Below are 13451 nucleotides of genomic sequence, written 5' to 3'. Positions count from 1 at the left end.
CCGCCCCCCCCCCCCCTCACAACTACTCCTACTCACCCCACCCCCCGAACTCGCACCTTGTCTCCTTGGCGGGGGGGGGGGGGGGGCCCGCGGCCCCCCCCCCCCCCCCCCCCCCCCACCACTCACCGTGGCGCCACCGGCCCCCGACCGCGGGCCTCGGGTACAACGAGCGGGCTCCTTCGGTCGCACCTGGCCGCCTGCTCGCGGACGCGACTGCGCAACCCTTCGACACGGCCGTGCATCGAGGGAGCATCGTGCACGGGCTTCGACATCCCGGGTGCGCACATGGTTCACGGGGTGATGAGCGCGCTCAGCGTGCAGGGGGAAGGTCTGCACAGTCGCCGGCGGGCGCACGCCGAAGGCGCGTTGAGCGGCGTCAGTCGGGCGATGGCTTCGGCCTCGGTGATCACCTCGATCGCCCGGTCCTGCTCGCCCAGCTTGACCCACAGCCGCCACACCGAACTCAGGTGGTCCGACGGAACGAGTTGCCGCCTGGGCGAGCAGTTCGGCCGCCCGGTGGCGATTGCCCATCGCAAGCAGTACGGGTGGTGTGAGCCGTGCCCGGCCTCTTTCGCACCCGCGTCGTCCTGCGGGCCTGGCCCTCATTATGCTGAACGTGTTCAATTATCGTGGGGGTGGCATGGCGACGAGGGCACGACGCGTCTCGGTCCTGGGGGTCGTGCTGGTATGGGCGTGTGTGGGCTGTTCCGCGGGCGGGGGTGAAGCGCCGATTGAACGGGCAATGCTCGCGGGCAGTTGGACAAACGAAGCCGGTGCGCAGCTGACATTCCACGCTGACCGCCGTATGACGGGGACCGAGCTGCACAATGCCATGCTCGGAGGCACCTCCTGCCCCGAGTCGGTTACCGGGCAATGGAGTTTCTTCAGTTCCCCCACTGACGCGGGATTGAGCGTTGCCGACGCGTCACTCTCGGGCGGTGACACCATTGCCCTCACCACAGCCGGTACCGAAGAGTGCCTGCTGTCGGCGCAGGTTCGGCGCGACGAGCAGGGGTTCAATCTGTGCCTGGTCCAAGACCCTGACTCGGGGTGCTCCACCGAAGAACTCCTGCGCCCGGCCAGTGAGTCCGGACGAAACCAGTAGCCCCGCGTCACACGATCTGTGTCAGAGCTCTTTCCGTTGTGGCTTCTCGAGCCAATGTAGCTGTATGCCGACATCTGCCTCGTGGCGGGCGGGCGTTCGGCGGCTGAGCGTGGCGTGGTGGCTGTGGCGGGGGCAGTTGGCGCTCCGGGGCTCTTCTTCTGTGTTGGAGGGGCCGGGCGGGGGCATCTTTCAGGTTCACGTCAGCGGATCGTTTGCTTACGCTGAGTGAGGCAGTGGAAGCCTGCTCGAGTGGGCATCGGGCGCTGGTGGGATGGGGTGGGGTTATGGGGGCTGGATTGATTGAGGGGGACACGTTCGATCTGAAGAGGTTGTTCGGTGAGGCCACTTACTCCATCGAGTATTACCAGCGGGAGTATGCGTGGTCGGCGGACGATGTCCGCACCTTGGTGAGCGACCTTTTCGAAGCGTTCGAACGCCTCGAAAAAGAGGGGCGCCTGCACCGGCGTGATGCTGACGGCTTCTTCCTCGGCCCGTTCGTCTACATCCAGCAGGCGCGCCATGAGCGGTTCTTGGTCGACGGGCAGCAGCGCTTCACCACCTTGCATCTGCTCTTCCTGCATCTGTACCAGGCGGCTCGGGGGTGGGGGCTGCGGGATGTGGTCAGCAAGCTCGACCGGGTGATCACTGACTTCGGGCGTGGAGAGCGCCCCCAGTTCCGGCTCGCCATCGAAGAGCGGCAGGACGCCCTCGAAGGCCTCTACTGGGAGAGGCCCTACGAGCTGCCCGCCGGAGCCTCGCTGTCGGTGCGTAATCTGCACGACCGCAGCCGGCAGATCGGTGACCTCCTGGAGGAGTTTCTCGAGGCGGACCGCTGCCAGGCGTTTGTGGACTGGCTGCTGTCCAAGGTGGTGATGGTCGGCATCAGGGCCCCCAGCCGTGACAGCGGTTTTCGTATCTTCGAGTCGATGAACGACCGCGGTGCCCGACTGACGCCGGTGGACCTGGTCAAGAGTTTCCTGCTCTCCCATGTCGGGAGCGGGGAGGAGAAACTCAACGAGGCCTGGCGCCGCATGCTCGCGGAGCTGACGGGCGTCCGGGGAGACACCGACGCCCCGCGCCGATTCCTCAAATCCGCGTTGCTGGCCCGCTACGCCACCCTCGACGGCCAGACATCGGACAGTGAGGCCATCGACGCAGCGCTGAACATCTGGGTCCGCAAGAACCGCGAGCGGATCGGGCTGCGCCAGCCCGATGACTACTTCCGCTTCGTCGAAGACCTGATCCGCCTCGCTGGGCACCACCGAACCTTTCTGCACGCCGGCAAACAGCCTTACCACCAGCACGGCTTGTCCGCCCTCTTCTACAACGAAGTCAACGGACTGACGAACCAGATGGCACTCATCCTGGCGCCCATCCAGCCGCACGACACTGACACCCAGGCGAAAGCCAAGGCAGCGCTGGCCGCCAACTACCTCGACCGCCTCTACGTGGACCGCATCCTCAACGACGAACCCGTCCAGGCCAAGGACTTCCAGCCAGACATCCACCGGCTCGTACCCCGGCTGAGGCAATGCATCACCCCCGACGACGTGGCCGAGCTCCTGTCATCCCAGCTCCCCGCCGGCTCCTTCGAACCGGTCACCACCTTCGGCATGCGCGGCAACAACAAAGCCCAGGTGCGCTACCTGCTGGCGCGGCTGACCGCCTACGTGGAGACGCAGACCGGCAAGCCCGACCTCATCGCCGACTACCTCAGCCGCGACCGCACCTGGCAGATCGAGCACCTGTACGCCAACCATCCCGAGCGCCACACCCACGAGACACCCGACGCGGTCACCTTCCGAGCCTGGCGCGCCCGCCTCGGCGTCCTGGTCCTGCTGCGGCAACCGGACAACGCCAGCTACAACGACCTTCCGCTCGAGGTCAAAAGACGCCGCTACGCCCGCGAGAACGGCCTCGCCGCCATCCTCGCCCCCGAACACCGCAAGAACAATCCGACGCTGAGGGGCTTCATCGCCCGCCACGGCATCGAGCCCTACTTCCGCGAGTTCGGCAAAGAGACCATGCAGCAGACCGTTGAGCTCCGCGGCGAGCTCTACCGCCGCCTGTGCACCCACATCTGGAACCCGAAGCGCCTCGGCTTCCGCCCTGCCGAGCAGCCCGTCAACGATCCCGACACCACGACCACGCAAGCTGCCCAGCCTGCCGGTCCGGCCCGCTCCCGTCCCCTGCGCACCGACCTGGCACGCATGATGCGCGCCAGTGTCCTGCCCCCCGGCACGCGGATCGACGCCGAGTACCGCGGCAACCGTTACACGGCCACCGTCGACGCGGAAGGCTTCATCATTCTCGACAGCGGCGACCGGTTCGCGAGCGCGGACGAAGCCGGAAAAGTCGTCTGCGGAACCCGCCGCTGCGTCGGCATGGCGTTCTGGCACGTCACCCACGCACAAGGCCCCCGCACGTCCCTGCGCGACATCCGCGTCCAAGCCCAGCAGGACGGCACATTGGTGAGCAGCCGGCGACCGTGAACTCAAGCGACCGGATCGTCGCAAGCGGCTACTCGGCGGTCTAGCTCGGGCGTTGCTTTCCTTTGCGGAGCGGTTGTTGGCGATGAACGCGCCCTTCTTGCTCGACCGCTCTACCCCCCGGCGGTGCGCCAACCGATCCGGGACGTGTTTTCTGCGTGATGGGGGACTGGGGCTAGGTGTCTGTGTTGTTGGGTGGTTGTTGTTGGCGGGCGGTTTTGATGGCGCGTTGCCATTTCCAGGCGGGTTCGCCGTGTTGGTTGGCGAGGTGGGCGGCGGCGCCGTGGTGGTATCCGCCGGTTTCTTTGAGGTAGGCGGCGGCGGTGTTGATGCGCTGCTGGATGGCGGGTGTGGTGCCGCGGGGGCGGGGTGTGCCGGGGTTGCCGGAGACGCCGGTGTTGTCGCCGTTGCGTTGCTGGTCGAAGGTTTGGAGGTCGTGGCGGGTGAAGGCGGGGATGGGGCGTCCGGTGGGTCCGGTGGTGGTGCCGGCGGGCTGGGGGAAGTAGCCGGGGTTGGCTTTCAGGTATTTGCGGATGACGGAGGGGCCGGCGTAGTGGAAGTAGGCGGCTGCGTCGTTGATGGAGACGAGGTCGTCGGGCGCACCGGAATACAGGGCGGGGTCGGTGGGCAGGACTTTCTGCTTTTTCGCGGCTTGGTGGTGTTGGTAGAAGGTTTCGAAGGCTTGCTGGTCGTAGTAGTCGACGCGGTTGCGGGTGGCGGCTTTGTCGGGGTGGCGGGCGTGTTCGGGCTGCTGGCTGCGTTTGGCGTACCAGGTGCGGACGGTGGGCATGGCGGCGCCGGTGCGTTCGGTGATCCAGGTGCGGCTGACCAGGGTGCGGCCGTCGACGGTGATGGTCTTCGGGTGGTCCTGGCTCATCGTGGTCCTCGGGTGGGTCGGCAGGTGGCCGGCTGTGGCCGGTTCGCGGGCAGGGCTCGTATGCTTCGGGTACTCCTTCCTTTGGTGGGTTGGAGTTTTGATGGCCGGTGGGACGTTCGGCCGGGGTTGCCGCCCCGGGCCGACACCGTGAGGTGTTTCCCGCCGGCCATCCATGCGTCCCGGGACACCGATCCCCGACCTTATCTACACTGATAATCGTGCTCTATGCGATGGTGGGGCGTCAAGCCGGCCTCTTCGGGGACGCGACGCTGGTGTCGCTGGTCCGCGCGCCGGCTCCTGTGCGCAGTGTCGGCCTGCGCCGCGCTGAAACACCACGGCAGCGGGGGAGTAGGCCCGAGCGCGCTGTCGGAGCCAGGAGAATGACGGCATGAGGACGGAAGAGGACACCCCGCTGGCTGACCGCGTTCTGCTCATCGAGAGCCGTGCTGACGAGGGTGCTCTCGCTGCCATGGGTCAACGGCTTCCGCGGTGCTCGGTGAACGAGGAAGCCCTCTTCCTCTCTTACAACTACGCGGACGTGCCGGTGGGGAGAAGCTTCGGCTGCTGCTTCCGGCGCTCCGACGAGAGTGATGTCGTGTGGGTGACGACGACTGTCGTGGCGGTCACGCAGCAGTTCGGATTCGGGTGGGACGTGATCCCTCACGGCTGGAAGACGCTGGCGGTGTTGCAGTTCGAGCCCGAGATCCCCGCGTTGATCCGTGACCTTCCTCAGGCCGGTGCATGGTTCGACCATCCTGTCTCCGTCCTTGTCTCGGACGCCGACACCTGGGAAGCGCGGGCCACGAGCAGGCAGCGCAGTACGAGCTGACAGCAGCGTGTCCCAACGCCCCGGGTGTCCTGGGGCCGCACTTGGGTGCCAACTCGCGTGACGAAGAAGGAAGTTGGCTTCGGTCGCTCACGCCGAGCTCCAGGTTCCCAAACGTGGCTTCGTCACCGATGCAGAGTGCAGAGTCGTTGTCAGTCCCCTGACGTAGCCTTCCCCCGCCACTGCACGCCACCTGGAAGGATCGAGAGAGTTGACTGCGCTGTCCCCGTTCCCACTGCCCTTTGCCGCTTCCCGCACCACCTCGTTCGCGCGGCCCCGGACACTGCGGGAACTCGAGATGATGCAGTGCAGCGCCCACATACGGTCGAAACCGGAGTGGTTCGCCAAGATGAACGACGCGGAGACCGTCGCCAGGTGGACGAGGGAAGCGACTGCCCAGGGCCTCACCGAAGCGCAGATTCGCTATGTGCTGGCCGAACTCGCGCATTACGCCGGGCTGAGGAATGAGCAGAGCGGCATCGAGGTGTCCGCCGTGGACGGGGTGTGGCAGTCGGACACGCTGGTCGACGACGAGCTCAGGTCCCGGCTGCGCGAGGCGGTCCGGGTTCTGGAAGAGGTCCCCGAAGCAGACAAGGACTGGCACCCGGGATCCGACGGCCAGGTACTGGACCTGGTGCACCCCTCACTGTTCTGCAACGTACGAGAGGTGAGCGGCGGACCCGAGCGGGCCTGGCAGCACCCGGAGACGAACAGGTGGACGCAGTACGAATTCTCCGACAAGTTCCAGTGGCTGCCCACAGATACCGAGGTCGGAGAGGACGGCCAAATCGTCTTCCGCTCGTACGTCAACAATGTCCACCCCGTTGATCACCGCGAACTCGCCGCCGTCCTGCCCGTCCTGTTCGGCCGTATGCGCCCGCTCTTCGAGAATGTGCTCACGGACCTGAACGATCCCCGACCGCTGCGGATCAAGCCCGATCCCTACTCGTGGTACGACGGCACCGAGCCCGTCGAACCCGACGGTGACGATGGCGACGACGGCTACGAAGAGGCCTACAGGGCCTACGAAAGAGCCATGGACAACTGGTGGCAGGATCGCGTTCCGGCCGTCCCGGACGCCCCGGATTTCAGCCCGCCCGCGTTGCCCGACGACGCCGCGCGAGTCGACCTGCGCGGCCGCCGTCTCCAGGTCATCGCGAAGCTCGCCACCATTCATCTCACCCCGGACAAGCCCGAGTACGCCGGTGGTTCCTGGCATGTCGAGGGGATGATGAACGAGCGGATCGTCTCGACCGGCATCTACTACTGGGACAGCGAGAACATCACCGAGAGTCAGCTGAGCTTCCGGGCGGCACTCGACGACCCGGACTACGAACAGAATGACAACACCGGTGTGAGTGAGGTCTATGGTCTGGACGACGAAGACCCGCTGAACCAGGTGCTGGGATCGGCATCGACCCCTGCGGGCCATTGCCTGGCGTTCCCGAACGTCCTGCAACACCGCGTCGGGGCGTTCCGCCTCACGGACCCCACCCGGCCGGGATATCGCAAGATCCTTGCATTCTTCCTGGTCGACCCTTCGCAAAGCATCGTCTCGACATCCGATGTGCCGCCGCAGCAGCCCTGGTCCGACACGTCCACCATGACGCTGGAACAGGCCAAGGCATACCGCGAACAACTCATGCAGGAACGCAAGTTCTTCGTCGACGAACACAACGAGCAGCTCTACGAGCGAGAGTTCTCCCTCTGCGAGCACTGAGCTTGGCCGGCTGCGAAAGTGTGACATCGCCCAGGTAGGGGCCGGCTGGAAGAGGATCCAAGGGGATGCGGAAGACAGTTGCCGGTTGCTTCGTGGCCTCGACACAGGCTGTCGGTCTGGGTCCGCAACGACTGCAGTACCGGTGAACGCGGCGCCCCCTGTTCTTCTTCGGCAGGGGGTGCTGTCGGCAAGTCCGGGTTGCGCGCAACAGTCGTCCGGGCAGGGCTCGTCGGCAATCTCGCGCAACTCTCCGCCAGCTGCACCTGTGTTGGCCGCATGCTGGTGCTCCGACCAGCGAGAACGGAGCCTTCCATGACGCTCAGGTTCATCGGCACTACCTCCGACAGCGGCCAGTGCCCCACGCTGTACGAGGTCGAGGAGAGTGGCGACATCGTCGTCCAAGGGGAGCGGCTGACTGATCCCGAGCATCTCGCTCAGCTGCGCGATGTCGGCGAGGGCGAGACGTTCGTTGTCATCCCTCGTGAGCTGCTGACCCGCTTCGCCCCCAAGGAGTAGGCCGCGTGCCCGAGTTGATCCCCTTCAACGACATCGCCCACCTCTTCGAGGACTTTGAGCACACCGCCTGGCGTCTGGAGACGCAACGCGGGTACGCCGTCGACCGGGAGGGCGAGAGGTGGCATCGCTGGCTCGCGGGCGAAGGCGTCGGATACGAGCCGGACAGCCCCTGGCATGCCCTGGTGCGCAGGGCGGCCGAGGCCGGCAAGCGCTTCGAGCGGGTGCGGCTGGTCGACGACCCGCCCACCGAGGGGCAGCGGTACCTCCTCGACACGGGCCTCGGCAACGTCGAGGCAGGCGAGGACATCCGCAACCTCTACCGTGCAGACGCCGTACGGCATGGTCTTCCCGGCTACGACTTCTGGCTCTTCGACTCCCGCACCATGGTCACGTTCGCCTTCGACGAGGACGGCAAGACCCTCGGTGTGCATGTGGTCGAAGAGCCACGGGAAGTCCTCGCGGCCTGCCAAGTCCGGGACGCGGCATGGCACTACGCCACCCCTACGGCCACGTTCCTGGCGCAGGTACCGTCTGCCAGGTGAGCACGGACTTTCAGACCGCGAGAGTGGCCCTCGGTGTGCGGCTGCGTGAGCTGCGCACCGAGGCCGGCCTGACCGGCAGGGAGCTCGCTCTGATGCTGGCGTGGCAGCCCTCGAAGGTGTCCCGGCTCGAGCACGGCAAGCAGACCGCCACGAAAACGGATCTGGAGGCGTGGGCAGCGGCCGTCGGGGCGGCGAGCACGACAGATGATCTCTTTGCCAGGCTCCGGAACCTGGAGACCCAGCACCAGTCCTGGCGCCGCCAGCTCAGCGCCGGCCACCGCGGCGTACAGGAACGCATCGGGGCCGAGCAGCAGGCCACACAGACGTGGCGCGGCTACGAGACGAGCGTGATCCCCGGCCTTTTCCAGACCCCGGACTACGCCCGCAGCGTGTTCCTGCATGGCTCGAACGTTCACCAGTCGCCCCAGGACACTGAGGACGCCGTACGCGCCCGCATGAAGCGCCAAGACGTCCTGTACGAGCCGGGCAAGACGTTCCGTGTCCTGGTGTGGGAGGCCGCGCTGCTCGTGCTGCTGTGCCCGCGCGAGGCCATGGCGGGGCAGCTCGACCGCATGGCAGGCCTGATCGGCCGGGACAACATCGAGTTGGGCATCATCCCTCTCGGCGTACCGATCGCCTCGACCACGAAGCACGGATTCTGGATCTTCGACGAGTCACGGGTGACCGTGGAGACGATCAGCGTGGAGCTGCGACTCGACGCGGCCGAGGATGTTGAGCTGTACGGGCGGGTGTGGGACAAGCTCAACGAGGCCGCGGTGTACGGGGCGCAGGCGCACCGGCTGATCGCAAGGGCACGCTCTTCCCTCTCTGCGTAGGCAAGGCACCGCTACTCGCCTCGCTGCGCACGCAATTGCGCGCAATCACCGAGCGGGTAGGCAACCCCTCTTTCTACGGTCGTTCCCATGGACCCACATGCCCCTCCCTCGGGGGCCTCCGACGCGGAACCGTCCGGCTGGTGCCAGTGGCACGGCGGCCCGACCACAACCACCCTCGGCGTGCTGATGGCCGAGACAGCCTCGGGCCCGCCGGTGCGCCTCACGGCGTGCGAGCCGTGCCGCGCCGAGGCCGCAACGGCGGGAGAGGTGGCTCGGCTTGAAGCCATGCGGTCGGGGGCGGGGGCGTAGCCATGGCGACAGTGCCGCACACCACCCCTGGCCGCGTCGTGATCCCCTGCTACTGCTGGATCCGGAAGCCGGGCACGGACAGGCGCTGCACTCTGGCTCCGCATGCGACCGGCGACCACTTCAACGCGTACACCCGCACCTCGTGGCCGAACCGTGGCCCGGAGCCGCAGTGACTGCCCCGGCGAAGCCTGCGCTGACGATGTGCCGCGATGTGCCTGTGCCGTCCGCGGCGGATCTGTCGTGGGAGCAGTACGGCGGCCGCGCCTGCTTCGCCTGCGGCAAGCCGCTGACGGTCGGCGCGGTCTCGTGCGGGCGGGCGAGGGGACGGCAGGGTGTGCACGTCCTGGACGTCGAGGTGTGGGCCTGCCCGTGATCCGCCCCCGGCGGCTTTGGTCTGCCGCTGGCGGGTGCCGTGCCCCGGCTGGCTGCCTGTCCCCCGCAGGGGAGCCGGCCGGGGCTACTGGCGTGAGAGGTCCACGCGGGGCACCCCTGTAATGGCGTGGGCGATCTGGAGAAGCAGGCTCAGTGCCTGCCGGGGGGCGGTGGGCGGCGGTGAGCTGGGCGTTAAGCGGGGCGGTGGGCGAGGGGCGTGGCCGCCCCTGGCAGGTGGCAGCGCCGGTGGGCGGGGGCGGGGGCGGTGAGAGCGGTCGGTGCAGGCACGTTCCGGTGGGCGCCTGCCGGGGGCGGTGGGCGGCGGTGGGTGCCAGCCGTTGGCCGCGGTGGACGTCAGGGGGCGGTGGTGAGGGGGCGGTGAGTTGTGGCTGCCCAGCTGCTGGTTGGGCGGGGCGAGTTGGATGGCCGGCGTCCGGCCCGGGGTGTGGCCGGGGCCCGGTCGCCGGGCAGGGGGACGGCTGCCCGGCTGGTCGGCGGGGTGTGGTGGCCGGCGGCGGGCGAGCCGGCCCGGGGGCAGGGCTTGGGGCGGGCCCGGTTTGGGTCGGTGGGGCGCATCTGATGCACCCCACCGACGATGGGGGTTAGTGGCCGGTCTGCAGGTCCCGGCGGACTTCGTCGGCTGCTTCGGTGAGCTCGCCGCTCAGCCACGCGGGTGCGTTTGGCGGATTCCGCGGGCGGCTGGCCTGCCGCGTTGTGGGTGAAGAATTCCTGGATCACGGCGGCCAGGAGGGCGTGCTGGGTGGATACGAGGAACAGCAGACTCTCGGCGGGTATGCCGATGCGGGGTGCGGCGTCGTCCACACTGTCCGCGGTCACCTGGCTGAGGATTGCGCCGAGTTCTTCGGCGTCGGCGTCGCTGAGCGTCGCGGGAAAGGGCGTTTCGCGCATCGTTCTTGTCTCCCTGGTGGGTTGGGGCGCGGAGCCGGTGTCGAGGTGTTGCCGCACCAGGACCGGGCGGCCGTCCGCGCTGTGGGTGTCAGCTGCTGGCCGGGAGGAATGGGGCAGGATCCCGGCAGCGGTGGTGGGCGCGCCGTACAGCGGTGCCCCCACCGCTGGGGCTCATTCAGTGGTGGTGCGGCGGGCTTGTTGGGCGGACTCGATGAGTGCTTGCGTCAGCCATGCCCGTGTGTGTGCGGCTGCCTCGGCGGGCTTCTTGCCTTCGTCGTTATGCGTCAGGAACGTGCGGGCGACGTGGCTGAGGATGCTGTCCCGTGCGACAGAGGCCACCAGCCGGTCAACCGCGATGCCGGTGCAGGGTGCGGCGTCGCGCACACTGTCCGCCATCACGCGGCCGAGGATGGCGTAGAGCTCGTCGGCGTCGGCGTCGCTCAGAGGGGCGGGAAACGGCGTTTCTCGCATGAAAGGTCGTCCTCCGTGGTTGTTGGTGGGTTGGGGCCGCCTGGCCGGTCCTTGCCGGGACCGGCCAGGCGGTGATGCGGGCGGCTCGCCGGGCCGCCGAAAGGAAAGCTGGGTGTCAGAACCGTGCGGCGGCCGCGATGAGTTCGACCTGGCGGGCGGGCTTGGGCTCCCAGCCGAGATCGCGCTCCACGACGAAGACCGAAACGCTGATGCGTTCCAGTTCGGGGAGCGAGAACAGCCCCCACTCGCCGCCGCCTTCGGTGATCTGCGCCCACCCGAATGCCGTGCCGCTGGCCCGGTCGAGCTCGGTGACGAACCAGTCGCAGCCGCCCACGAAGTAGTGGAGATGCACGACCTTCTCAGCGGTCTTCACACCGTCCGTGCTGTACATGGGCGGGACGGCCGCCAGAGCGGCGGGGGAGGGGTAGAAGTCGTGTCCGCGCCGCTGACGCTGCGTCTCGGCGGGGAGGGTGCGCGTGACACCGTCCGGCACCGCGGGTGTCTGCTGCTCATGCCCCATGGGGGACTCCTCGGGTTGTGCGCGCAGCGGGCTGAATCACCGCTGCCGCGCTGGTGGGTTGGTTGTGCCGCGACCGGTTGCCGCCGATCTCGACAGTGATAACTATACGCCCAGTGAGGGTGCGCAACACCCCACACCCCCAACTGGCCTGACGTCCAGTCACGACCACGGGGCGGGACGCGGGGACCGGTCCACACCAATCCCCGCACCACAGCTACGCCTCGACCGGGAAACCGGCCTCGTACCGCACCCGCCACTCCGGCGACACAGGCTCACCCGTCACCGGATCGGTGCAGTAAGCCGCGAACACCTCGGCCTCGGTCAACGCCTGCACCCTCCCGTCCGAGATCACCCAACCCCGGACACACTCCGCGTCCTCACTCACTGTGCGGGCCGTCAAACCCGACGTCCCGCCATCCGCCGTCAACGCATCCGCCAGCAGCAGATAGAAGCCGCGCACGAACACGGTCTCCTCCACCACCACGGCATCCGCCTCCGCCGCGACAGGCTCCGTCGCGAACGAGGCCACACAGCCGCACGAACGGCCCAGCGTGAGCACGTGGGTACCGGTGCCCAGACGGGTCAGAACCAACCGCAGGACCTCATGGGCCCGCTCCAGGTCCATCATCGAACTTCTCCTTCTCGCAGGTGGGTTGAAAGGCGAGAAGGGGTTGCCGCCCCTCCCCGCCACAGGGGGCTCACAGACGGTCGGCGAGCCACTCATCACGCAGATACTGGATGCGCCCCCAGCGCGCATCCTCGGCCTCCATGCCGAAGCGGGAGAGCGCCGACTCGACAAGCTCACACGCCGTCGTCTCGCCACCCCACATAGCCGCACACCCGCAGGACAGGGCTGCAAGGAAAGCAACGACGTCGGGGAATTCGGGGATTCCGGCACAACGATTGGCCGGACGATCCCACGCACCCCCATCAGCAATGTCGGATGCACCGTTTGCCAACATGCCTGCCTGTACTCGCCCATCCATGAAATGCAGCACATCGGTTGCCACATCCCCGAGAAGGGAAAGCGCATCCGCCATATCCTGCTCCGCCTGCACACGGAAGCAAGGGGAGCCCAGATCACGCGCATACGCGTCGACTGCGACAAGCGCCTGCGCAATCCACCCCTCTACCGTGATCGGCTCCGACACATCACGCAGACGCGTGAACTCCTCCAACGCAACGCGCCCCCTGCGCGCTGGCTTCAACTCGGCCGGAAATACGGCTACTTCCTCACTCAAGGGTGTTCCCTCCTGAATGCCCGCTGAGGGCTGGTGGGTTGACTGTCGAGACCGATTGCCGTCGATATCGACAGAGATAACTGTACGCTCTACGGATGGAGGCACACAACACCGAAACCAGCCGAGGAATCCCACCACGGCACTTGCCACACCTCTTCCCACACCTCTTGCAACACCTCTTGCAGGACCCCTCCAGCCGGCCGAGCAAAACAGCAGGTCAAAGACAAAATCACTCATGGTCGGAGGTCTGACATCCCCTCTGCTGCCCCTGCTCCCACGCCCGTTGAAGAAAAGAGAGAAGGGCGGGGCGTGGTCGGCGCGGCGGCCTCGGGGACCGGGGCGGAGTCTCACGCTGCGCGTCGGCGGAGCCTCCGCGCAGACAGCCCAAGAGACAGCTGCGGGCAGCTCCAGCTGACCTCAGTTCTGGTCGAGATGGGGACAGCTTCCCCTTAACGATCCTGGCGTTTGCATTAGAATTGCAAATCCACAATTCCTTTTCCACTGATACTGGATTGACGGCTAGTCAGTCGGATACGCGGCGTGCCCCTCTCTCTAGCCCGCGCCTTTCTGAATTCGCGGAGCGAATTCTGTTTGGAAATGCGGAGCATTTCCAAATTCCTGCGTCACGGAGTGACGCAGCGTCAATTACCTTGCGGAGCAAGGTAATTGGTCCGGCGCGTAGCGCCGGCGCGATGTGTTCGCGGAGCGAACCGCGCGC

At 67.2% G+C, this 13451-nt stretch carries 15 protein-coding genes; 9 read left to right on the top strand and 6 right to left on the bottom strand.

The genetic code is table 11. From position 1 onward, the window contains the following. Positions 1 to 290: 290 nt before the first annotated feature. Entirely contained in the window at positions 291 to 536 is a 246-nt protein-coding gene (locus tag ACH4YL_RS40285; protein WP_398512510.1) for a hypothetical protein, read from the bottom strand. Positions 537 to 805: 269 nt separating this feature from the next. On the opposite strand from ACH4YL_RS40285, the gene ACH4YL_RS40280 reads away from it, so the two are divergent. After that, on the top strand, positions 806 to 1105 hold the full coding sequence (locus ACH4YL_RS40280; protein WP_398512509.1) for a hypothetical protein: 300 nt from the start codon (positions 806 to 808) through the stop codon (positions 1103 to 1105). A 233-nt stretch (positions 1106 to 1338) separates the two neighbouring features. Further along, a complete protein-coding gene (locus ACH4YL_RS40275; protein WP_398512508.1) occupies positions 1339 to 3597 on the top strand; it encodes a DUF262 domain-containing protein in 2259 nt (752 codons plus the stop codon). A gap of 172 nt (positions 3598 to 3769) precedes the next feature. Here ACH4YL_RS40275 and ACH4YL_RS40270 read toward each other — a convergent pair whose 3' ends face one another. Then, positions 3770 to 4471, bottom strand: coding sequence for a hypothetical protein (locus ACH4YL_RS40270; RefSeq protein ID WP_398512507.1), 702 nt, complete (start codon positions 4469 to 4471; stop codon positions 3770 to 3772). Positions 4472 to 4859: 388 nt separating this feature from the next. On the opposite strand from ACH4YL_RS40270, the gene ACH4YL_RS40265 reads away from it, so the two are divergent. The 7 genes from ACH4YL_RS40265 (at position 4860) to ACH4YL_RS40235 (ending at position 9593) form a co-directional block, all read left to right on the top strand. Then, the gene (locus ACH4YL_RS40265) at positions 4860 to 5300 is read left to right on the top strand and encodes a hypothetical protein (protein WP_398512506.1); all 441 of its coding nucleotides are present in this window, start codon (positions 4860 to 4862) and stop codon (positions 5298 to 5300) included. 208 nt (positions 5301 to 5508) lie between these two features. Then, positions 5509 to 7017 (top strand): DUF4246 domain-containing protein, encoded by a 1509-nt coding sequence (locus ACH4YL_RS40260; RefSeq protein ID WP_398512505.1) that lies wholly within the window; start codon positions 5509 to 5511, stop codon positions 7015 to 7017. Positions 7018 to 7329: 312 nt separating this feature from the next. After that, positions 7330 to 7533 (top strand): hypothetical protein, encoded by a 204-nt coding sequence (locus tag ACH4YL_RS40255; protein WP_398512504.1) that lies wholly within the window; start codon positions 7330 to 7332, stop codon positions 7531 to 7533. Between the two features lie 5 nt (positions 7534 to 7538). Continuing rightward, positions 7539 to 8075, top strand: a complete 537-nt coding sequence (locus ACH4YL_RS40250) for a DUF6879 family protein (RefSeq protein ID WP_398512503.1) — start codon at positions 7539 to 7541, stop codon at positions 8073 to 8075. Next, positions 8072 to 8911, top strand: coding sequence for a helix-turn-helix domain-containing protein (locus tag ACH4YL_RS40245; RefSeq protein WP_398512502.1), 840 nt, complete (start codon positions 8072 to 8074; stop codon positions 8909 to 8911). The genes ACH4YL_RS40250 and ACH4YL_RS40245 overlap by 4 nt, the downstream gene beginning before the upstream one ends. A gap of 311 nt (positions 8912 to 9222) precedes the next feature. Further along, positions 9223 to 9393, top strand: coding sequence for a hypothetical protein (locus ACH4YL_RS40240; RefSeq protein WP_398512501.1), 171 nt, complete (start codon positions 9223 to 9225; stop codon positions 9391 to 9393). Further along, positions 9390 to 9593, top strand: a complete 204-nt coding sequence (locus tag ACH4YL_RS40235; protein WP_398512500.1) for a hypothetical protein — start codon at positions 9390 to 9392, stop codon at positions 9591 to 9593. Before ACH4YL_RS40240 ends, ACH4YL_RS40235 begins: the two co-directional genes overlap by 4 nt. A gap of 1079 nt (positions 9594 to 10672) precedes the next feature. Here ACH4YL_RS40235 and ACH4YL_RS40230 read toward each other — a convergent pair. The 4 genes from ACH4YL_RS40230 to ACH4YL_RS40215 all read right to left on the bottom strand — a co-directional run bounded on the left by ACH4YL_RS40230 (position 10673) and on the right by ACH4YL_RS40215 (position 12733). Next, positions 10673 to 10972 (bottom strand): hypothetical protein, encoded by a 300-nt coding sequence (locus ACH4YL_RS40230; RefSeq protein WP_398512499.1) that lies wholly within the window; start codon positions 10970 to 10972, stop codon positions 10673 to 10675. A 115-nt stretch (positions 10973 to 11087) separates the two neighbouring features. After that, on the bottom strand, positions 11088 to 11492 hold the full coding sequence (locus tag ACH4YL_RS40225; RefSeq protein ID WP_398512498.1) for a DUF2958 domain-containing protein: 405 nt from the start codon (positions 11490 to 11492) through the stop codon (positions 11088 to 11090). Positions 11493 to 11706: 214 nt separating this feature from the next. Beyond that, the gene (locus ACH4YL_RS40220; protein WP_398512497.1) at positions 11707 to 12120 is read right to left on the bottom strand and encodes a hypothetical protein; all 414 of its coding nucleotides are present in this window, start codon (positions 12118 to 12120) and stop codon (positions 11707 to 11709) included. Positions 12121 to 12190: 70 nt separating this feature from the next. Next, positions 12191 to 12733 carry a hypothetical protein gene (locus ACH4YL_RS40215; protein WP_398512496.1) on the bottom strand — a complete coding sequence of 181 codons (543 nt, stop codon included), beginning with the start codon at positions 12731 to 12733 and terminating at the stop codon, positions 12191 to 12193. Positions 12734 to 13451 lie beyond the last annotated feature (718 nt).

The organism is Streptomyces sp. NPDC020681, from assembly GCF_044334895.1.
GTDB lineage: Bacteria > Actinomycetota > Actinomycetes > Streptomycetales > Streptomycetaceae > Streptomyces.
The sequence above is the reverse complement of the archived record's forward strand: the minus strand, read 5'-3'. Positions and strand labels throughout refer to the sequence as shown.